General features: G+C 65.6%; 14 protein-coding genes. 10 read left to right on the forward strand and 4 right to left on the reverse strand.

The window, feature by feature from the left end; translation table 11 throughout:
* Positions 1-68 precede the first annotated feature (68 nt).
* The 4 genes from ACU4IU_RS05840 to ACU4IU_RS05855 all read right to left on the reverse strand — a co-directional run bounded on the left by ACU4IU_RS05840 (position 69) and on the right by ACU4IU_RS05855 (position 3,679).
* Positions 69-770 (reverse strand): response regulator, encoded by a 702-nt coding sequence (locus ACU4IU_RS05840; protein ID WP_446656127.1) that lies wholly within the window; start codon positions 768-770, stop codon positions 69-71.
* Entirely contained in the window at positions 760-2,493 is a 1,734-nt protein-coding gene (locus ACU4IU_RS05845) for a sensor histidine kinase (protein WP_446656128.1), read from the reverse strand. Before ACU4IU_RS05845 ends, ACU4IU_RS05840 begins: the two co-directional genes overlap by 11 nt.
* Positions 2,493-2,921 carry a hypothetical protein gene (locus ACU4IU_RS05850; protein ID WP_376905514.1) on the reverse strand — a complete coding sequence of 143 codons (429 nt, stop codon included), beginning with the start codon at positions 2,919-2,921 and terminating at the stop codon, positions 2,493-2,495. Before ACU4IU_RS05850 ends, ACU4IU_RS05845 begins: the two co-directional genes overlap by 1 nt.
* A 101-nt stretch (positions 2,922-3,022) precedes the next feature.
* Positions 3,023-3,679: a TetR/AcrR family transcriptional regulator gene (locus ACU4IU_RS05855; protein ID WP_259358815.1), complete on the reverse strand. Its 657-nt coding sequence runs from the start codon at positions 3,677-3,679 to the stop codon at positions 3,023-3,025.
* Between the two features lie 273 nt (positions 3,680-3,952).
* Between ACU4IU_RS05855 and ACU4IU_RS05860 the strand changes: the two genes are divergently transcribed.
* The 10 genes from ACU4IU_RS05860 (at position 3,953) to ACU4IU_RS05905 (ending at position 21,653) form a co-directional block, all read left to right on the forward strand.
* On the forward strand, positions 3,953-4,168 hold the full coding sequence (locus ACU4IU_RS05860; RefSeq protein WP_139906896.1) for a CsbD family protein: 216 nt from the start codon (positions 3,953-3,955) through the stop codon (positions 4,166-4,168).
* A gap of 122 nt (positions 4,169-4,290) precedes the next feature.
* Positions 4,291-5,682, forward strand: a complete 1,392-nt coding sequence (locus ACU4IU_RS05865; RefSeq protein ID WP_253904047.1) for an alpha,alpha-trehalose-phosphate synthase (UDP-forming) — start codon at positions 4,291-4,293, stop codon at positions 5,680-5,682.
* Positions 5,679-6,026 carry a hypothetical protein gene (locus ACU4IU_RS05870; RefSeq protein WP_172174774.1) on the forward strand — a complete coding sequence of 116 codons (348 nt, stop codon included), beginning with the start codon at positions 5,679-5,681 and terminating at the stop codon, positions 6,024-6,026. Before ACU4IU_RS05865 ends, ACU4IU_RS05870 begins: the two co-directional genes overlap by 4 nt.
* A 401-nt stretch (positions 6,027-6,427) precedes the next feature.
* Positions 6,428-7,699 carry a cation:dicarboxylate symporter family transporter gene (locus ACU4IU_RS05875; RefSeq protein ID WP_253904054.1) on the forward strand — a complete coding sequence of 424 codons (1,272 nt, stop codon included), beginning with the start codon at positions 6,428-6,430 and terminating at the stop codon, positions 7,697-7,699.
* 250 nt (positions 7,700-7,949) lie between these two features.
* Positions 7,950-8,165 (forward strand): hypothetical protein, encoded by a 216-nt coding sequence (locus ACU4IU_RS05880; protein WP_172174768.1) that lies wholly within the window; start codon positions 7,950-7,952, stop codon positions 8,163-8,165.
* Between the two features lie 117 nt (positions 8,166-8,282).
* Positions 8,283-18,929, forward strand: coding sequence for an amino acid adenylation domain-containing protein (locus ACU4IU_RS05885; RefSeq protein ID WP_446656129.1), 10,647 nt, complete (start codon positions 8,283-8,285; stop codon positions 18,927-18,929).
* A 6-nt stretch (positions 18,930-18,935) separates the two neighbouring features.
* Positions 18,936-19,142: an MbtH family protein gene (locus ACU4IU_RS05890; protein WP_172174762.1), complete on the forward strand. Its 207-nt coding sequence runs from the start codon at positions 18,936-18,938 to the stop codon at positions 19,140-19,142.
* Complete coding sequence (locus tag ACU4IU_RS05895) at positions 19,142-20,125, forward strand: ATP-binding cassette domain-containing protein (protein WP_172174732.1); 984 nt, start codon at positions 19,142-19,144, stop codon at positions 20,123-20,125. Before ACU4IU_RS05890 ends, ACU4IU_RS05895 begins: the two co-directional genes overlap by 1 nt.
* Positions 20,122-20,922 (forward strand): ABC transporter permease, encoded by an 801-nt coding sequence (locus tag ACU4IU_RS05900; RefSeq protein ID WP_376905518.1) that lies wholly within the window; start codon positions 20,122-20,124, stop codon positions 20,920-20,922. The genes ACU4IU_RS05895 and ACU4IU_RS05900 overlap by 4 nt, the downstream gene beginning before the upstream one ends.
* Positions 20,919-21,653, forward strand: a complete 735-nt coding sequence (locus tag ACU4IU_RS05905) for a 4'-phosphopantetheinyl transferase family protein (protein ID WP_172174756.1) — start codon at positions 20,919-20,921, stop codon at positions 21,651-21,653. The genes ACU4IU_RS05900 and ACU4IU_RS05905 overlap by 4 nt, the downstream gene beginning before the upstream one ends.
* Positions 21,654-21,662 lie beyond the last annotated feature (9 nt).

Consider the following 21,662-nt stretch of genomic DNA (forward strand, 5'->3'; position numbering starts at 1 on the left):
AGATCTGGTCAGGCCGAACGCGTCGTCGAACCTGACTGTTTCCTTACAGCCGCAGCTTCACCGACCCTTCACACCCACCGGTACTCGTACTCGGGCCGCCCCGGAGTCCCGTGCCGAGGCTGTTTGATCGCCTGCTTCGTCGAAACGAGGTGCTCCAAATACCGACGGACGGTGACCCTGGACAGATCAAGCCGACGCCCCACCTCGGTGGCGGAGACCGGAACCGTGGAATCGCGGACGAAGGCGGACACGGCTTCCAGGGTCTCGGCGATGAGCCCCTTCGGCAGAGTCGTCGACGACACCGACCGCAGGGCTGAGAGCGCATTGTCCACCGAGGCCTGAGTCGCCAACGTCCCCGATCCGCTGAGTCCGCGCCGGAACTCCCGCTGGTTCTCCAGCTTCTCCCGGAACGACGCGAACGTGAAGGGTTTGATGAGGTATTGGGTGATGCCCGACGAGATCGCCGACCGGATGACCTGCAGATGCCGCACCGCGGTGATCGCGATGATGTCGACGTCCTGACCGCGCGAGTTCAGCCGCCCCGCCACCTCGAGGCCGTGCGAATCCGTGAGATTCATATCGAGTAAGACGATATCGACTGGCATCCCGGCCGCGGCGAGTTCGTCGAAGCGTTCGATCGCCTCGTGCCCGCCCAGACACGTTCCGACGACCTCGAACCCGGGCACCCGGGCCACGAAGTCCGCATGCGCCTGCGCCGTCATCGGATCGTCTTCGACGATGAGCACCAGCAGCGCGGCATCATCGCTCACGTAAGTCTCCTTCCGCCCGATCCTGACTCGAATCCTCACCATCAGTGGTGTGGTTCTCCGAAGAATCGTAGTCGCCGGCCGCGTCGATGTCCCCCAATGGAAGCGTCACCGTGAAGATCGCACCGCCATCGGAATCGACATCGATATGTCCGCCGAGGCGGCTCACCGCCTGCCGAACCAAGACGAGCCCGAAACCGTGCCGTCCCACTCCCCCGACCTCGGGTTTCGCCGAGGCGCCGAGGTGGAAGAGCGCATCGATGTCCTCCCCCGCAACTCCGGCACCGGAATCGGCGATGGTGATGATGAGCTCCCCGTCAGCCGCGACGAAGTCCGCCCACACGTGCTTCTCATCCGAGTCCGCGACCGCGTCAAAGGCATTGTCGAGGAGGTTGCCGGCAACGGTGACGAGGTCGCGGGCATCGAGGCGTTCGGGAGGGAGTTCGCCGGTGGCGGTGACCGTGAGTTCGATGCCCCGCTCATTGGCCTGCGCGGCCTTGCCGATCATGAGCGCGGTGATGAATGGTTCGTCGAGTGAGGCGACGAAGGAATCCGTCAGCCGCTGCGATTCCTGCTCGTCCTTGACTGCGAAGTCGAGCGCCTCCTGCACCCGACCGAGTTCGATAAGAGTGGAGACCGTGTGCAAACGGTTGGCATGTTCATGAGTCTGCGCACGCAGGGCCTCGGACAGAGTCGTCATCGTCGCCAGCTCACCGGTGAGCTCCTGGATGTCCGTACGATCGCGCAGGGTCGCGACCGTTCCGCCTTCATCGCGCCCGCCGCGCGGCTGCCGGGCCTGTTTCTGACTGATGACGAGGACACGGTCCTCGGTGAAGTGGATTTCGTCGACGGCGACCCGACCGGTTGTCAGAAGGTCGCGGACAGATTCGGGCAGGGCCACCTCGGCGAGGGAGATCGGCGTCGATTCCTCCACCTTGGGCAGGCCGAGCAGGGACGCGGCCTCGTCGTTATAGAGGACGAGCCGACCGGAATCGTCGGCGAGGATGAGGCCCTCACGCAGGGAATGCAGGGCCGAATCGTAGAACGCGAACAGACGGCGCAGCTCCTCCGGACCATAGCCGAGGGTGACTCGGCGCAGGTAACGAGCGAGCAGCCAGGAGCCGAGCCCGCCGAGGGCGAGCGCGGCCAGGCCGACGAGGATGATCTGCGGCAGGGAGGCCGCCTGCGCCACCGACAGGGTCTCGAGTGTCACGCCCACAGCGACCATGGCGGTGACCTCGCCATCGGCGTCCGTGATCGGCACGATCGCGCGCACCGACGGGCCCAGCGTGCCCACGTATTCCTCGGTCTGGGTCTGCCCGGCGCGGGCCTTCGCGGTGCTGCCGAGGTAGGTCTTGCCCAGCTGTTCGGGATCGGGGTGGGTGTAACGGGTACCGTCGCGGTCCATGATCGTCACGAAATCCACCTCGGCGAAATCGATGACGGTCAGCGCATAGGGCTGCAGCCGGGCGGAGGGATCGTCCCCGGTCACAGCCTCGGTGACAAAGGGATCGTGGGCCAGCGTCTCGGCGATGGACAAGACTCGCTCGCCGGTGGCGTGCCGGATATTGTTCAGCGTCGTCACGTAGCTCGTCACCGACAGGGCGGTGCAGACGAGGACGATGAGGACGAGCTGGACGAAGAACAGACGCCTCGCCAGCGTTCCGCCTCGGCGAGTCCGGAATCGCCCCCGGCCCCGCCGTGGTGGGGCCGGGAGGGACGTCATTACTTCTTGACGCTCTTCTTTTTCTTCTGGCTGCCGCCGGAGATGAGGAGGGCCAGACCGATCGCGGCCAGCCAGGTGTCCTTGGCGACCGCGGTGCCGTCCTCGGACGGACGGATGCCGTCGTCCTTGGTCATCGAATCGATGGAGAAGTAGTTCGCGACGAGGCCGGCGGCGAAGGTCGTCAGCGCGGCACCGGCGATGCGGGTGGGCACGAACGGCAGCAGCAGGGCGGAGCCGACGGCGATCTCACCGTAGGAGAGGAACTTCCCGAACTGGGCGGAGGTCATGTTCTCGACCATGGGCACACCGTTGGCGGCCATCTGCTGGAGTCCGGCGGCGGATTCCTCGTCGAGGCCGAGCTTGCCGATGCCGGAATTGAGAATGAAAGCGCCGGGGGCTGCGCGCAGAAGTGCGGTGCTGAGTTTCATATCCTGCTCCTTCGTAATGGGATCGTCACTGAGCCAAGACTATCCGCGAGAGCGCAGGTGCGCCACAGTACAAGGACTGTCGACCCCAGCTGCCGAGACTCTCAGCCCTGCGTGCTGGTGCGGATCCGCTCGATGAGGTCGTCGAGGGCGTCGTCGAACTCGCGCTGGGCGTGGTCTTCCATGAGCAGGCCCTGCAATCGCGACACCGTGGGATACTCGCCGAGGTCGTCACCGGCGGAGGACTCCTCCTCATCTCCGAGGACCTCCGGGGTCAGGGAGGCCGCTTGGAGCAGAAGCGCGCCGACGAGGAAGCTCGTGAAGGCCTTGTATGCCGCCACGGCCTCGGCGTCGGCAAATCCGAAGCGCTGCAGCGAGGACAGGAAGTCCTCGACCCAGCGCACGCTTCGCAGCGGCGGACGGAGCCAGGGCGCCTGAGGTGGCTGGGTGGCGATGAGAGGGAAGATCCGCGGATGCTTGAGGGCCAGATTCCGCGTGGCATTGGCGACACGCTGCAGATACTCCTCCCACGAATGGGAGTCCTCTGTCATGAGATCGTCGTCGAAGAGGCCGTCGATGAGCTCGTCGACCATGGCCTCGAGGAGGTCCCCCCGCCCCGAAACATGCCGATACAGTGCCATCGCCTCTACGTCCAAGGCCGTTCCGAGGCGACGCATCGTGAGCTCGCTGAGACCGCAGGCATCGACGAAGGCGATCGCCGACTCGACGACCTGTGCACGATCAAGTCGCTGCTGAACCACGCGCGCCTCCCTTTCCTCGTCGGAGATGTCGCAGACCGGGCGGATTTCACCGTCAGTCTACTCGCTTGATCCGACGCGTCGAGAGATCCCCTGATAACGCGATTACACTGTAAACTCCTCATGGATGACTAAGCTATCACTCTCCATCGACCACCCGACTCGCCGGATCTATTGCGCAGCGAAAACTCGGTCTGCTAAGTTGATTACACTGTAAACATAAATAGAGTTCGACAGAGCATAACGTCCAGACCGATCCACACGAAAGGACGAATCATGAATTCTCACGACAAGGCCGACAAGGCTTCGGACAAGGCAGAAGAGCTCAAGGGCAAGGCGAAGGCCGCCGCCGGCAAGGCCACCGACGACAAGAGCCTCGAAGCCGAAGGCAAGACTGACGCGGCCAAGGGCAAGATCAAGCAGGTCGGCGACGATGCCAAAGACTCACTGAAGGGCGTCAGAGACTCGCTCAAGGACTCACCGGAGAACTGAGGGACGCGGCTGGAGGGCGGAGGCACTGTCTGCCTCCGCCCTTCGGCCATGCTTTCAGATTCCATGCCCCCGAAGTCGACGTGCCAATACGATCCGTCCCTGCGGCACGAGAAGAAGAGACAATGATGGGAACTGACCGCCATGCTTTCGTCGTGGTGGCCAATCGCCTCCCCGTCGACCGCATCGATGGGGCGTGGGAGGCCTCGCCCGGCGGACTGGTCTCCGCCGTAGCTCCCGTGGTGCGCGAGCACGCCGGAGCCTGGGTGGGCTGGGCGAACACGCACGACGACAGCCTCGAGCCCTTCGACTTCGACGGGATGAGCCTCGTCCCCGTCTCCCTCAGCCACGACGAACATCAGCAGTACTATGAAGGATTCTGCAATGCCACTCTATGGCCGCTGCACCACGACCTCATCGTCGCGCCGCAGTACCACCGCTCATGGTGGCGGGCCTATCGGGAAGTCAACGCCCGATTCGCACAGGCCGCAATCAAGGCAGCCGAGGCTGGGGCGACAGTCTGGGTACACGATTACCACCTCCAGCTCGTACCGGCGATGATTCGCGCTCAACGACCGGACATCCGGATCGGATACTTCTGCCACATTCCGTTCCCTCCCGTCGAGCAGATGGCCCAGTTGCCCTGGCGTGACGAGATCCTCCGCGGCCTGCTCGGGGCCGATGTCATCGGTCTCCAGCGAGAAGCCGATGCCGCCAAGGCCCGCCAGGCTATGCAGAAGCTGCTGGGCATGGATCCCGAGGAACTTCGCGGCCGCATCGGCTCGTACCCGATCTCGATCGACGTCGACGAGATCCGGGCCGCGGCCGAATCCCCGGCGGTACAAGAGATGGCCCGATGCTTCCGCCGTGACCTGGGCGATCCCGCCACCCTCATGATCGGTGTGGATCGTCTCGACTATTCGAAGGGAATCCTGCACCGGCTGTGGGCCTTCGAGGAGCTGATCGACGACGGAATGCTCGATGCGCAGGGAACCTGTCTCGCACAGATCGCAGTCCCCTCGCGTGAAGGCGTGCGCGCCTACCAGGACCTGCGCGATGAGGTCGAACATACGGTCGGGCGCATCAATGGGAGGTTCTCCACTCTCGGCGGCGATGTCATCCACTACTCCCACCACTCACATTCGACAGAGGAAGCCGTCGCTCTGTACCTGGCCGCCGACATCCTGCTCGTCACCTCCCTGCGGGACGGGATGAACCTCGTGGCCAAGGAATTCGCCACTGCCCGCCGAGGCAGGGGCGGTGCACTCGTCCTCTCCGAATTCGCCGGAGCCGCCGAAGAACTCGACCAGGCCATCATCGTCAATCCCCATGACAGGGCCGGCCTGAAGGCGGCCATCCATCACGCGGCCACGCTCAGTGAAGACGAGGCTCGGAGGCGCATGGATGCGATGGCCGACACCGTCGACGCCTTCGACGTCCGCCGCTGGGCGCAAGCTTTCCTCCACGACCTGCGAAACCCAGCATCTGCGGCGGCTCTGACGCCCAGCGACTGGTGACACCGACCATTCTGACCGACCCACCCCAGGAGACCACTGTGTACACGATGCTCAACAACCAGGAATCCTCGAAGTACGACCTCTACCTTCCCGGCAGGATCGTGGCCGCGCTCCATTACAAACTCGAGCCCGACGCCAATGAGGTCATGTTCATCTACTGCGAAGCTATCGAGCCCATTCAGGCAGATCAGCACCGCTGGGAGCTCATGTGGCGGGCCGTCGAAGACGCCAAGAGCCGACGCCTCAAGCTCACCATCACCTGCCCCATCGGCCTCAAGGCCCTCGAACAGCGGGAACCGCGTGCCGACGCCGGTCACCGGCACGCGGAGGAGCCGCGGGCCTGACCCTCGCCGGCCTGACCCTCGCCGGCCTGACCCTCGTCGGCCTGACCCTCGTCGGCCTGACCCTCGTCGGCCTGACCCTCGTCGGCCTGACCCTCGTCGGCCTGTCCTCCTTGGCCATACTCCTGCCTCGGCGCGTCTCACTCCTCCTGTGAACACTATGAACGCAACCGAGACACCCGTCACATCGGCTGGCACAGTTGTCGGGTACATCACCACCGCGGCCAGTCGTCGCGCGCGTTCGCACCCACCGACGGGTGAGTTCGCGGAAATCATTTGGAGGAATCATGGCAATGTCGCCACAGCAAGAAGGCGGGCCCGCGAATACGGGCAACGCCACCGCAGCGGCCACCGATCAGGGTGCCCCGCAGCGGAAGAAGGATCGCACTCACTGGCTCTACATCATGGTCATCGTGGCAGTGTTCGCCGGTGCCGCCATCGGCCTCATCGCCCCCGAGGCAGGAATCGCCCTCGAACCGCTCGGCAAGGCGTTCGTCGCTCTCATCAAGATGATCATCGCCCCGGTCATCTTCTGCACCATCGTCCTCGGCGTCGGTTCCGTGGCCAAGGCGGCCACCGTCGGCAAGGTCGGCGGCCTGGCCCTCATCTACTTCCTGGTCATGGCAACCTTCGCCCTGGTCATCGGCCTCGTCGTCGGCAACTTCATCCACCCCGGCGACGGACTCCACCTCCAGCCGTACGAGGAGGCATCCGGCGGCGAGGAAGGCGGCATGGTCGCCTTCCTCATGAGCCTCATCCCCGGTGACATCCCGGTCCTGCCGACACTGGTGCTCGCGCTCCTCGTCGGTTTCGCCCTGCAGTCGATGGGCAAGGCCGGCGAGCCCGTGCTCACCGGAATCAAGCACATCCAGGCCGTCGTCTTCAAACTCATGATGATGATCATGTGGGCCGCCCCCGTCGGCGCCTTCGGTGCGATCGCCGCAGTCGTCGGCAAGACCGGCTGGGCCGCAATCGGAGCGATGGCGACCCTCATGGGCGCCTTCTACCTCACCTGCGCGCTGTTCATCGTCATCGTCCTCGGCGGTCTGCTCAAGATCGTCACCGGCCTGAACATCTTCCTGCTGCTGAAGTACCTGGCCCGTGAGTTCCTGCTCATCTTCTCCACCTCGTCGTCCGAGTCGGCCCTGCCGCGCCTCATCGCGAAGATGGAGCACGCCGGAGTCTCGAAGCCGGTCGTCGGCATCACCGTGCCCACCGGCTACTCGTTCAACCTCGACGGCACCGCCATCTACCTGACCATGGCTTCGCTGTTCGTGTCCTCGGCCATGGGCATGCCGATGTCGATCCCCGAACAGATCTCGCTGCTCGTGTTCATGATCATCGCCTCCAAGGGCGCCGCAGGAGTCACCGGTGCGGGCCTGGCCACCCTGGCCGCCGGTCTGCAGTCGCACCGTCCCGAGCTGCTCGACGGCATGGGCGTCATCGTCGGCATCGACAAGTTCATGTCCGAGTGCCGTGCCCTGACGAACTTCACCGGCAACGCCGTGGCCACCCTGCTCATCGGCAAGTGGACGAACGAGATCGACCTCGACGTCGCCCGCGCCACCCTGTCGGGTGACAACCCGTTCGACGAGCTCTCGCTCGAACCGGATGCGCATGGTGCCCCCGCCGAGGCGGCTCGCCCCGCAGAAGGCGAAAAGGTCGCCGTGAACTGACCTTCGGCCGCTCCCGCTCCACAACCACCACGGGTGCCGATGTCCTCATCGTGAGGACGTCGGCACCCGTGGTTTTTCGTCTCCCCTCGCCGAGGCGGCCTTCCCCTGTCGTAGTGCTGTGACGAAGGGTTCGAAACATCGGACCAAGAAAAACTCTTGGCCAGCCAATCCACATTCGCGAGTCTTCCGAATGACACATGTCCGTCCCCGTACGGACGATTGCCACCGATACCAGAAGAGGACAGGGACCATGAAGAATCTCAAGCTCATCAACGCCCGCACCGTCTCCGGTGCCGCACTCGCGGCCATCCTCATGTCGGTCGGTCTCATGGCCGCGCCAGTCAGCGCCTCCGCTGCCGAGACCTCACCGACCGATTCGACCGAAGCCTCGGGGGCACTCATCAACGGCCCGATCATCGATCTGGGCGACCTCCTCGGCGATATCAACATCGGGCAGTTCCAGTAACACCTGATCCCCTGCTTGCTCACGTGACCCCACAGCCGGGTTGCGCTGAGCACCCGCGCGCCTCCTTGCCGACGGAAGCCTCGCTCAAGGAAATCTCCACCCAATGCGAAAGACACGATGACTGACGAGAACGCTCGAATCGACCTCACCTCAGCACAGCGCGGAATCTGGTACGCCCAGAAGATCGAACCCGACAACCCGACGTTCCAGATCGGGCTCTATGTCGATATTCGTGGACCGCTCGATGTCAACAGAATGCGCAAGGCGGTCGCCACGACCGTAGCCGAAGCCGACTCGCTCAATGTCGTCTTCGGCGAGGACGAAAAGGGACCCTTCCAAAAGCTCGGACCGGCACGCAGCCATCTGCTGGTCCGAGATCTGCGGACGGAGTCGAGTGAGGATCCCGAAGCCTCAGCTCATGCGCTGATGCAGGAGGATCTCGAAACCGTCCACGATGTCGATGAGGGTGAACTGCTCCGGTCCCAGCTGTTCCACATCGGACCCGACCACTGGATCTTCTATCAGCGGGCCCACCACCTCCTCGTCGACGGCTATTCCGCCATCCTCGTCCTCCGCCGCGAATCCCAGGTCTACCGGGAACTCGCCGATCAGGGAACCGCATCGGACTCACCCTTCGGCAGCCTCGACGATCTGGTGGCCGAGGAGACTCAGTACCGTTCCTCGCAGCGCTTCACCACCGATGCCGAGTTCTGGAAGCAGGTGCGCTCCGAGTCGGAGACGGCCACCGGCTTGGCCGACCGTCCGGCATCACCGGCACGACGGCTTGTCACCTGCAATGCCGACATCCCCCGAGAGCTCTCATCGCGCCTGGCCGATTCTCGGTCGGCACCGACGCTCATTCTCAGCGCCGCAGCAGCCTACCTGCACCGCATGACCGGGCGAGAGTCAATCTCGGTGGGCCTTCCGGTCACTGCCCGTCGCAGCGCCCTGTCCAAATCAGTGCCGTCCATGATGTCGAAGATCCTGCCGGTGCAGCTGCAGGCAGCACCGGGGATGACGTCGGCAGATCTCGTCGCCGGCGCCGGCGCTACGCTGCGTGAGACGCTCATCCACCAGCGCTTCCAATATCAGGAGCTGAGCACCGACAGCGACTACATCGGACCTTCGGTCAACATCTTCCCGCACGTCGACGACATCGACTTCGGAATGCCGACCGCCTCGCTGCACCTGCTGTCGACCGGCCCGGTCGATGACCTCTCGATCATCATCCACGGCATCGGAGCGGATCCCAGCTCCGATGGAGGCAGCAGGCCGGCAATCGTTCGATTCGAGGCGAACGCCGAACTCTACGATCAGCACAGCCTCGCCGAGCACCTGCGGCAGTTCCTCTCCGTCCTGTGCCAGTTCGAGGCCAGTGAAGATCAGCACCTGGCGGGACTCTCGCTCATCGATGCCAGCGAGTCCGACGAACTCATCGCAGGGGGCAGGGGACCCGAGCAGAGTCTCCCCCGCCACACCGTGGTGGAGGAATTCTCCCGTCACGCCCGCAAGTCCCCATTCGCCACCGCGGTCGTCGCCGAGGACGGGCACATCAGCTTCTGCGAACTCGACCGACGCTCGACTCAGCTTGCCGACTATCTTCGGGACTTCGGTGCAGGACCCGGGGCTCGCATCGCGGCACGCTTGGGCCGGTCCACCTCGTTGCCCATAGCCGTGCTCGGAATCCTCAAAACAGGTGCCGCCTACGTACCCCTCGACCCTGACTATCCGGCCGACCGCATCGAAGCGATGATCGCCGATTCCGCGCCGGTGCTCGTCATCAACTCCCCAACCGTGTCGGGTCCCGCCGGAGAGACGAGTATGACCACCGATCGTCCCGTCATCGACATCGATGCGGAACTGCAGTCGGCAGCGCCCGTGCCCGAGTCGACCCAGGACGGGTCAGCGCAGGCTCGGTCACAGCAGACCGGGTCGACACCTGCCCCCGAAGACCTCGCCTACGTCATCTTCACCTCCGGGTCGACCGGTCGACCCAAGGGCATCGGGGTCGAGCACCGGTCGCTGCTCAATCTCTTCCACAGCCACAAGGAGACCATCTTCGATCCGGCCGCCCGTCGACTCGGGCGAGGACTGCGCGTGGCACACACGGCCGGGATCTCCTTCGACGCCTCCTGGGATCCGCTGCTGTGGCTCTTCGCTGGGCACGAACTCCACCTCATCGACTCGGTCACCCGCCGCGATCCCGAAACTCTCACCGATTACTTCTCCGCTCACGGCATCGACTCGATCGAGACGACTCCTTCATTCGTCAAGGCCCTTCTCGCCCACGGCACATTCAGCGGCACCGAGCATCCCAGCGTCGTGGCCCTGGGCGGAGAAGCGGTCGAACGTGGGCTCTGGGACCAGCTCGCAGCTCTGCCCGAGGTGGACTCCTTTAACTTGTACGGACCGGCAGAAACGACGGTCGACAGTCTCACCGCTCCCATCGTCGCCGGTGCCTCACCCGACCTCGGCGGCTCCGTGGCGAACACCAGGCACTACGTCCTCGACTCCCGGTTGGCCCCTGTTCCGGCGCAGGCGCGTGGGGAACTCTACATTGCGGGGCTGAATCTGGCGCGCGGCTACGTGGGCCGCCCGGCCACCACCTCAGAACGATTCATCGCCGACCCCTTCGCCGACGACGGCTCCAGAATGTATCGCACCGGCGACATCGTCCGCAGACCTCTGGCCGGAGGCATCGAGTTCCTGGGCCGGGCCGATGAGCAGATCAAACTGCGCGGCTATCGCGTCGAACTCTCCGAGGTCGAGCTCGCCCTCCAGTCGGACAGCCGGATCCGGTCGGCCGCGGTCATCCTGGGACAGAACCAGGCCGGCTACAGTCAGCTTCTCGGCTATATCACCGCCGATGAGCAGATCGATACCGCCGAGGTGCGCCGGCAGATGAAGACGCGCGTACCCGACTACATGGTTCCGTCATTCATCACACAGATCGAGCGGATTCCCCTCACCGTCAACGGCAAGCTCGACCGCGCCGCGCTGCCGGAACCGCAGTCGACGCAATCGGAATCGGCAGAACCAAGGACAGCCCAGGAGCAGGCCGTCGCCGAGGCCTTCGCCCAAGTGCTGGGGGTGGAGACCGTCGGCATCGACGATGACTTCTTCGAACTCGGCGGGCACTCCCTGCTCGCCACCCAGCTGGTGGCCTCACTGCGGGAGAGGTTCGCCTCCCCACCCGCCCTGAGCGAGATCTTCCACCATCCCACCGTCCGCGAACTCAGTGCCGGGCTCGACCTCGACGACACGGCGCAGGAGCCGGCAGACGAACTCGTCGCCGCAAACCGTCCCGCGACCATTCCCCTGTCCTACGCGCAGAGCCGTCTGTGGTTCCTCAACCAGTTCGACCCGGCATCCGCGGCCTACAACATTCCGCTCACCCTGCGCATCCGCGGAGACTTGGACACCCATGCTCTGCGTTCTGCAATCAACGACGTCGTCGCTCGGCACGAGAGCCTGCGCACCGTGTTCCCGTGGACCGAGGGTCAGCCCGAACAGGTGGTCCGCGCCGCCGACGATGCGCAGATCGCCCTGCCCATTGTGGAGATCAGCGAGGACCTCGTCGATCACACCGTCGATGCGGAGGCGACACACGGCTTCGACGTTTCGACGCAGCTGCCGATCCGGGCCCTGCTGATCAGGCTGGGCACCGAGGATCATCTCCTGCTCCTCACGCTCCACCACATCGCCGCCGACGGCTGGTCGCTGAGGCCCCTGGCCGGTGACCTCTCCGAGGCCTACCGCGCCCGGGCTCGCGGCGCCACCCCCACCATCCCCGAGCTGCCGATCCAATACGCCGACTACGCACTGTGGCAGCGGAGGAATCTCGGCTCCGAAGACAACCCCGACAGCGAGATCGCCGACCAGCTGGCCTATTGGAAGAACACACTGACTGGGGCTCCGGTCGAACTCAGACTCCCCGTCGATCGGCCGAGGAGCGCACAGAACACCGCCCGCGTCTCCCGCAGGATCCCGGTCGACATCGACGCCGAGACCCACGCCGGCCTGCGCCGGCTCTCCGGCGAGCGCAACGCCAGCCTGTTCATGGTCCTGCAGGCCGCCTTCGCTGTGCTGCTGAGCAAGCTCGGTGCCGGCAACGACATTCCCATCGGCACTCCCGTCGCCGGCAGGACAGAGACGAAACTCGACGATCTCATCGGCTTCTTCGTCAACACCATCGTTCTGCGCACCGACACCTCCGGCAACCCCAGCCTCGTCGATGTCGTCGATCGGGTCCGCGCGTCCAACCTCTCCGCCTATGCCAATCAGGATGCGCCGTTCGAACGCGTCGTCGACGAACTCGCACCCCCACGTTCGGACCAGCTCCATCCGCTGTTCCAGGTCATGCTGACCCTGCAGAACACTGCCCCCGCGGCTCTGGACATGGGTGACCTCGACGTCGAACCCGCACCGGGGCCAGAGGTGTCGGAGGCGAAGTTCGACCTCCTCCTCGACCTTGCCGAACGCGAGAACGACGGCGCGCCTCACACGGTCGGTGACATGCACACGGTCAATGAGGCTGCCGGCATCACCGGCTCCCTCGAGTTCGACTCCGCGCTCTTCGACGAATCCACCGCCGAAGCCATCGCCGCACGTTTCGTCCATGTGATCAACCAGTTCGCCGCCGACCCGCACACACCGCTGGGCGAACTCGAGGTGCTGCGCCCGGACGAGCTCGCAGAGATCCGCGCTCAGGGTCAGGGCCGCGACGCGGTCGCACCCGAGTCGACGGTCCTCGACGTCCTCGATTCGACGATCAAGAGGCATCCCGAACGCCGGGCGCTCATCGCCGACGACGGCGAGCTGACCTTCGCCGGCCTCGGGACCCGCATCGACCGGATCGCTCATGGCCTGGCCGCCCGAGGAATCACAGCGGGAGACACCGTCGCCATTGCCCTTCCCCGGTCCGCCGACGCCATCGCGGCACCCTTGGCCGTGCTCTCGATCGGGGCAGTCGCTGTGCCCATCGACCTCAGCTATCCCGGAGAGCGGATTCGGCTGATCCTCGACGCGAGTGCCCCCGCAGCCGTCATCACCGACGAGGCTGAGCTCCCGGTCCGCCCGGGCACAGCGATCGGCACCACCGAACTCCACACCGCCGAGGTGGGTCGACGTGACGATGACACCGCCGAACTCGGTCGCCACAGGGCCGACCGTCCGGCTCCGAGCGACCGCGCCTATGAGATGTACACCTCCGGATCGACCGGCACCCCGAAGGGCGTGGCAGTACCCCACAGTGCCCTGCTGAATCTGCTGGCCCATCATCGGGAGACCATCTTCGCCGAGGCGGGACTCGACGTCGGACCGGTCCAGGCGGCGCACACGGCGGGGTTGGGCTTCGACGCCGCATGGGACCCGGTGCTCTGGCTCGTGGCAGGAGCGAGCCTGCACATCGTCGGCGACGAGATCCGCCGCGATGCCGAAGCACTCGTCCGATTCTGCCGCGAGCATGAGATCCGGGCACTCGAGACCACCCCGTCGTTCGTCAGGCAGCTCATCATCTCGGGGCTGTTCGACGACGAGACCGAGGAAGACCGCGTCCCGCTGTCGCTCGCCCTCGGCGGAGAGGCCGTGCCCGCCGACCTCTGGCAGGAGCTTGCTGCGAACCCTAAGGTGCGAGCCCACAACTTCTACGGTCCCACCGAATTCACCATCGATTCCGTCACCGCCGCAGTAGCGGGAGACCGATCCACCATCGGGCACCCGATCAGGAATGTTCGAACCATGGTCCTCGATCAGCATCTGCGGGAGGTCCCCCATGGAGTCGTCGGCGATCTCTATCTCGCAGGCGCCGGAATCGCCTCCGGCTACGTCAACAGGCCCAAGGAAACGGCAACACGATTCGTCGCCGATCCTCTCGAACCGGGCGCTCGGATGTACCGGACCGGCGACCTCGTGCGCCGACACCCTGACGGCAGCCTCGACTTCGTCTCCCGCGATGACGACCAGATCAAACTGCGCGGATACAGGGTCGAGCTCGGAGACGTCGAGAACGCCCTGGCCTCGGGCAGCGGGGTGACCCAGGCCGCTGCCATCGTCGAGAATCTCACGGATCCCGAATCAGCACGGCTCATCGGCTACTACACCGGGGACGCCGACGAGGCGGCCCTCCGCGATCACCTCGCCGCCCAGCTGCCGGCACCGATGGTCCCCCACATCCTCGTCGGTCTCGACTCGATCCCGTTGACGTCACATGGCAAACTCGACCGCTCCCGGCTGCCTGCCCCCACTGCTTCGGGGACCAAGGACTCCAGAGCCGCGCGCACCGCGGACGAACACACCATGTGCCGAGTCTTCGCGTCCGTGCTCGGCACGGAGGAGATCGGCCTCGACGACGACTTCTTCGACCTCGGCGGGCACTCGTTGCTGGCGGTCTCCCTCATCGGCCGCATCCGGACTGCCTTCGACACCGAGTTGCCGCTGCGCGCAATCTTCGACTCCCCCACACCGGCTGCGCTGCTGAACCGACTCGATTCTCGCGGCCGCACCGGAGCGGTACCCGCCGAGGAGTCCGCGATGACGGCAGAATCGGCCGACGGTTCGCCGCACCTGAGCCTCACCGCGTGGAGTCGGTCGCACGGGCAGACCCGCCCACAGCTGATCCCTCTGTCCTATGGGCAAGCGCGGCTGCACTTCCTCAATCAGCTCGACACCGATGCCTCGGACTACACCATTTCCCTGGCTGTCCGATTCTCCGGAGATCTCGACCCGGATTCTCTCGGCCAGGCGCTGACGGACGTGATCGCCCGACACGAGATCCTGCGCACCGTCTACCCCAGTGTCGATGGCAGCCCCGTCCAGCAGATCCTGCCCCCGAACGCCGGTGAGGGTCTCATGGCACGCCGCACCACAACCTCTGGCACGCAGACCGCGGAGCGAGTGCGGGACGAGGCCGCCGTCGGATTCGACCTCAGCCACGACCTTCCCATTCGTGCGAGCCTCTTCACTGAAGGCGACGAGTGGGTCCTCCACCTGGTGATGCACCATATCGCCACCGACGGCGCCTCGCTGAGACCGCTGACGCAGGACCTGTCCACCGCCTACGCCGCACTGCGCGGCTCGGCCCATCCGATGCAGCGCACCCTCGAGGTCCAATACGCCGAGTTCGCGCTCTGGCAGCGCCATGTTCTCGAGGACCAGCAGGCCTTTGGAGCGGAGGTCCCACTCCTGGAACGGAAGATCCGGGCGTGGCACGACCGGCTCGAGGGGATTCCCACCGACATCACCCTGCCCGCCGATCGTCCCCGTCCCACGACCGCCAGACAGTCGGGTCGTCACCATCACTTCAGCCTCGACGCCCGTACCTCTGCCCGTCTGGCAGCGGTGGCCGCGGAGAACGGGGCCAGCCTGTTCATGGCGCTGCACTCCGTGCTCGCCGGCTATCTCAGCAGGCTCGGTGCCGGTGAGGACATCGTCATCGGCTCCCCCAGCGCCGGCCGCTCGGACCCGGCGTTGGAAGACATGGTCGGACTCTTCGTCAACACCATTCCGATCCGCACCGACACCTCGGCGGGCCCCGGCCTGCGCGAGCTCCTGGCTCGCACCCGCGCCGCAGTCATCGAAGCTGTGGAGCTCGACGACGTGCCGTTCGAGCGTCTCGTCGAATCGGTCAATCCGCCTCGCGACCTGGGACGCCATCCCCTGTTCCAGGTCATGCTGTCCCTCGAGGAGTCGGCAGCACCGAAACTCGAGCTGCCCGGGGTGACCACGAGCATCGAACCTGAGGTCGAAACCGGTGACGCGAAGTTCGACCTCTCGTTCACATTCCGCCGCAGCGATGCCGAGGCGGGGCTCGCGGTGGTCCTCGACTTCAACTCATCGATGTTCGACGCGGAGACCATCGCCGACATCTGCCGACGATTCTCCCGATTCGTCGATGAGGCCGTGCAGGATCCCGACCGTCCGCTTGACGACATCGCCCTGCTCGACCCGGTCGAAACGCGGACGGCGATCGATTCCCTCACCGGCCCCGAGCCTGCAGACACGCCGCCACCGGTGCTCGACGTCTTCGCCGCCACGGCAGCCCGAATGCCCGATGCCGTGGCGGTCCGGTCCGACCAGACGTCACTGTCCTACCGCGAACTCGACGCGGCTTCGTCCGAGTTGGCGTACAAGCTCATCGACCAGGGAGCAGGTGCCGGCGAAACGGTCTCCGTCCGACTGAGTCGCGGCCCCGGCGTCATCGTCGCCACGCTGGCCGTGCTCAAGTCCGGTGCGGCCTTCAACCCGATCGACATCGACTATCCCCGCGGTCGCACCACTGCGATCCTCGCCGACGCCGAACCGCTCATCGTCATCACACAGTCGGGCAGCAGCTCAGAGCTCTCGCCTCTCCTCGCCGATGCCGAGGTCACCCCGAACATCATCGAGATCTCGCCCGACGACGGTTCGGTTCGCACCTCGCCTGCTCCTCAGGGGACGCCGATCTCAAGGGGAACCGCTGCAACCACGACCGCGACGCTGCCCAAGCCTCACCGGGATTCGGCGGCCTATGTCACCTTCACCTCCGGCTCGACAGGCCGACCCAAGGGTGTCGCAGTCGGCCACTTGGCCTTGGCGAACCTCCTCGCCTCCCACCGGGCACGGTTCCTGCCGACCCCGACCGATGAGGCCGACCGGATTCCGGTCGCCCACACCACCGGAATCGGCTTCGATGCCGCTTGGGATCCGCTGCTGTGGATGGTGGTCGGGCATCCGCTTCACATCGCTTCGGAGGCCGTCCAACGCGATCCACAGCAGCTGGCGGCCGATCTACGCCGACTCGGCATCGGATACTGGGAGACGACACCAAGCTACCTTCGTCTGCTCTCCGCCGAACCGGATTTCGAGCGCATGATCGCTGAGGCCGCTGAAGAAGACTCTCCGATCATCCTCGCCCTCGGCGGGGAAGCGATCGATCCCGATCTCTGGCGGTGGCTGCGTGGTCACCCGGGCATCATCGCCCACAACCTCTACGGGCCCACGGAGACCACGGTCGACGCATTCGCCGCACCTGTGGGTGCCTCCCCGACTCCGATTCTCGGGTCGCCGCTTGGGCGCATGCGCGGATACGTCCTCGATGAGCGCCTCCATCATGTGCCGGCCGGGACGATCGGGGAACTGTATCTGGCGGGCGAGCAGTTGGCCCACGGGCACCGGGGCCGACCGGGACTGAGCGCCGAACGCTTCGTCGCCGACCCCTACGGGGGCCCGGGCGAGCGCATGTACCGGACCGGGGATCTCGTCGTCAGGCACGAGGGCGGAGAGCTCGTCTTCATCGGTCGCAGCGATGATCAGATCCAACTGCGCGGATACCGAGTCGAACCCGGGGAGGTCGAGCAGGCCCTGCGCCAGGCACCGGGCGTCAAGGACGCCGTCGTCCGTCCGTTCGGCACGGACCCTGCCACGATGCAGCTCGTCGGCTATATCGTCGCCGAGGTCGGCGCGAGGACGGAGACCGACGACCAGTTCGCCGAGGACGCTGCCGGGACTTGGTCTCGGGACCTCCTCGCCGATGAGGCCCGCGACCATGTGCGCTCGGTCGTTCCCTCCTACATGGCGCCCTCGCACCTCGTCGTCATCGACGAGATCCCCCTCACCGCTCACGGCAAGATCGACGAGGCGGCCCTGCCCGACCCGTCGACCGCGACCGTCGGATCGCGACTGAGACCGCGCACGCCGCAGGAGGAGATCGTCGCCGCGATCTTCGCACGCGTGCTGTCCCTGCCGCATGTCGGCATCGACGAGTCGTTCTTCGAACTCGGCGGGCATTCGTTTCTCGCCCGGCCGCTCATCGCAGCAGTCAACGAGGCCCTCCGTGCCGATCTGTCGGTCCAGACCCTGTTCCGCTCACCGACCGTCGAACAGCTCGTTCGCGAGGTCGGCCGAGGCAGTGCGGACTCCGTCGCTGACAGCCTCCACCGCCTGCTCCCGCTGCGCCGCGCGGGTGCGAAGCCGCCGCTGTTCGCCGTTCACCCGGCCACGGGCATCAGTTGGGGCTTCGCCGCGATGCTCCACGGTCTCGATCCGGATCGCCCGCTGATCGGACTGCAGATGCCCGGCCTCTCACCCGGGGACCCGGAAGAGATGACAGCCCAGACGCTGACCGAACTCGCCGACGACTACATCGACCACCTGCGGACGGTTCAGCCGTCGGGCCCCTACCACCTGATCGGGTGGTCTCTCGGCGGCATCCTCGCCCACCGTCTGGCCACCCGCCTTCAGGAGCAGGGCGAGTCCGTCGCGTTCCTCGGAATTCTCGACGCCTTCCCCACCGGGCAGGAGCGCAACGCCGATGTCGGCGAAGGGTCCGAGCTGTGGGCGAACTACCTCGGCGCCAATCATCCGGCGATCACGGAGACGACGGAGGGTCTCGATGACGAACTTGCCCTGGAGATCCTGCGTGCACACGGTGATCCTCTCGGAAATGTGACACCGGAGACCATTGCGGCGATGACTCGCGGGTTCTTCACCCTGGCCAGACTGATCCGCGAGGCCCCGGTGGAGACGTTCGACGGTGAGCTGGTGCTCTTCACCGCGGCCCGGGACGTTCCGAACGGCACTCCCGGTCCTGACTCATGGCGTCGGTTCGTCACCGGCGACATCCACGTCACCGAGGTCGACGCCCGGCACTCGGACATGCTGAGTGCCGAGGCTCTCGAAGAGATTCTTCCCGTCCTGTCCATCCACATGGACGAGGCCGCCGAATCACAGATGAGTTCCATCCACTCCTGGAACCAAACCCCGCCAAGCAACACCACTAGGAGCTGAACCCCCGTGAATAACCCCTTCGATGACACAACAGGGACCTTCCGCGTGCTGGTCAATGACCTTCAGCAGCATTCGCTGTGGCCATCGTTCGCCGATGTGCCCGCGGGATGGGTCCTCGTGTTCGGACCGGCCAGCCGCGACGACTGCCTCGAATTCGTCGAGGAGAACTGGACGGACATCACTCCACGCCGACTCACCGAGATCGCCTCATAGTGATTCGCCTGGAGAATCTGAGGAAGAACTATGGGGCCTTTCGAGCTCTCGACGGCATTAGCCTGGACATCGAGGAGGGACAGATCTTCGGTCTCCTCGGCCCAAATGGGGCCGGGAAGACGACGACCGTCAAGGTCCTGTCCACACTGATCCGCCCCGACTCCGGCACTGCCGTCGTGGCAGGCCACTCGGTGACCGCCGATCCCACTGCCGTCCGCCGCAGCATCGGCCTCTCGGGCCAGTACGCGGCCGTCGATGAGAAGCTCACCGGTTACGAGAACCTCGTCATGGTCGCCCGCCTCTACGGGATGAGCCGCCGGGAATCGGCGGCCCGCGCCCGCGAGCTGCTGGCCGAATTCGGTCTCAGCGACGTCGCAGGCAAACGCGCAGGCGCCTATTCGGGAGGCATGCGGCGACGACTCGACCTGGCCTCGGCCCTGGTCGTGCGCCCGCCGGTCGTCATCCTCGACGAACCGACCACCGGGCTCGACCCGCGCGCACGTCTCGACACTTGGGAGGTCATCACCACTCTGGTCAGAGGCGGCACCACAGTGCTGCTGACGACCCAGTACCTGGAGGAGGCAGACCAGCTGGCCGATCGCATCGCCGTCATCGACTCCGGACACGTCATCGCCGAGGGAACCTCAACGGACCTCAAGGGCAAGCTCGGTGCCGAACGAATCACACTGACGCTGACCCACCGCGACTCCCTCGACAGAACCCTGCAAATCCTCGACCGCATCATCGGCGACTCCGCCCACCCGCAGACGGACTCGTCGGGACAGCGCATCACCGCGTCCGCACCACTGGGACAGCGGAATCTGCTGCAGGTCCTTGCCGCCTTGGATGAGGAGGGGCATTCCGTCACCGAGGCGGCCCTGTGCCGTCCCACGCTCGACGACGTGTTCCTCGATCTCACCGGACAGCCCACCTCGGCGAGGCCCGCTCGGACACCGGCAGACACCGCCGAGGTGGGAGCATGACCGCACTCGTCTCCGCCGCTCGCGACAGCTCCGTCATCGCCTGGCGCAATCTGCTCACCGTCCGTCGGACTCCGGGCGCCCTGGTCACGGGAGTCGTCCAGCCGGTGATCTTCGTCTTCCTCCTCGCGTTCGTCTTCGGCGGCAGCCTCGGCGGCGGGCCGTACCGGGAGTTCCTCATCGGCGGGATCCTGGCTCAGACGCTGACCTTCAATTCCTCCTTCACCGCCGTCTACCTCGCCAAGGACCTCCAGCTCGGACTCATCGACCGTTTCCGTTCGCTGCCGATGTCACGGGTCGCCGTGATTCTGGGCAGAACATCCTCGGACCTGGTCACCAGCCTCATCTCCGTGGCGGTGACGATGATCTGCGGTCTGCTCATCGGGTGGCGCATCACGGAGGGATTCGGCTCAGCCCTGCTGGGCATCTCGCTCCTGCTGCTCTTCAGCTTCGCCATGTCGTGGATCGGTGCGGTCATCGCACTGACGGCCAGGAGCGTCGAGGTGGCACAGAGCCTCGGCCTCATCTGGCTCTTCCCCGTCACCTTCATCTCCGGAGCCTTCGTCTCGATCGACACCCTTCCGGGCCCGCTGCAGACGATCGCCGCGTGGAATCCCATCACCGCGGTCGCCACCAGTGTCCGAGAACTGTTCGGCAACCCACCACCGGCTGGTTTCGTCACCAGCTCGGGCTGGGCGGCCGACAACGCCGTTATCTATGCGATCCTCAGCTGCGTTGCGGTCATCGCCGTCTTCTCTCCCATCGCCGTCTCCCAGTACCGTCGGATCGGTCGGAGATGACGAGAGCCGCGATCGAATACCTCATCAGCGACATAACAGCGATCGAACGGGTGCTCGGCGAGCACCCGTGGCTCGATTCGCTATTATCACCGGACGAGGCCGCTCGCGCGGACCGCTTTCGCAGACCCTCCGATCGGGCCGCGTTCCGAGGGGCGCATCTGATCTTTCGGCTCATGGCGGCTCGCCGCCTCGGCGTCGATCTCGACGAGGCCGGCGACTTGGAGATAACACGCCGCTGTCGCACGTGCGGCGGCCCTCATGGCAAGCCGACAGTCCCAGGGGCGGAGCTCAGCCTGTCTCGGTCGAACGGGGTCGTGGCGATCGCCTCGGCGCCTGGGACCTCACCGATCGGAGTCGACATCGAACAGGTCCCTCCCGATGTCTTCTCAGGCTTCGACGACTACGTCCTCGGCCCGACGGAGACTCTGACCGAGGGCGGCGATCCCGTGCGTCAGCGCGTCGACCTCTGGGTGTGCAAGGAAGCCGCGGTGAAGACCACCGGGCACGGGTTATCTGTGCCGCCCAGTGATATCGAAATCATGGACCTGCCGTCGGGAATCGGCCCGCACGGACAATGGACGGCCACGATCGCGGCCCCCGGAAATTCCGAACTCGACGCACTCAACATCTCCCGGCTCACATGCCCTCGACCGTATGTCGCTGCGTTGTGCAGTGCCGATCGACTGCCCGTCGAGGCTGTCGGTCTGGAGGAGATTCTCGCCGGCCGGTGAGGACGCATG

It is taken from the genome of Brevibacterium sp. CSND-B09 (assembly GCF_052906525.1).

Excerpts from the sequence above, each read along its gene's own strand:
- ACU4IU_RS05845 (WP_446656128.1), bottom strand. The coding sequence starts at position 2,493 with ATGACGTCCCTCCCGGCCCCACCACGGCGGGGCCGGGGGCGATTCCGG.
- ACU4IU_RS05850 (WP_376905514.1), bottom strand. The coding sequence starts at position 2,921 with ATGAAACTCAGCACCGCACTTCTGCGCGCAGCCCCCGGCGCTTTCATT.
- ACU4IU_RS05860 (WP_139906896.1), top strand. The coding sequence starts at position 3,953 with ATGAATTCTCACGACAAGGCCGACAAGGCTTCGGACAAGGCAGAAGAG.
- ACU4IU_RS05865 (WP_253904047.1), top strand. The coding sequence starts at position 4,291 with ATGATGGGAACTGACCGCCATGCTTTCGTCGTGGTGGCCAATCGCCTC.
- ACU4IU_RS05875 (WP_253904054.1), top strand. The coding sequence starts at position 6,428 with ATGGTCATCGTGGCAGTGTTCGCCGGTGCCGCCATCGGCCTCATCGCC.
- ACU4IU_RS05880 (WP_172174768.1), top strand. The coding sequence starts at position 7,950 with ATGAAGAATCTCAAGCTCATCAACGCCCGCACCGTCTCCGGTGCCGCA.
- ACU4IU_RS05885 (WP_446656129.1), top strand. The coding sequence starts at position 8,283 with ATGACTGACGAGAACGCTCGAATCGACCTCACCTCAGCACAGCGCGGA.
- ACU4IU_RS05900 (WP_376905518.1), top strand. The coding sequence starts at position 20,122 with ATGACCGCACTCGTCTCCGCCGCTCGCGACAGCTCCGTCATCGCCTGG.
- ACU4IU_RS05905 (WP_172174756.1), top strand. The coding sequence starts at position 20,919 with ATGACGAGAGCCGCGATCGAATACCTCATCAGCGACATAACAGCGATC.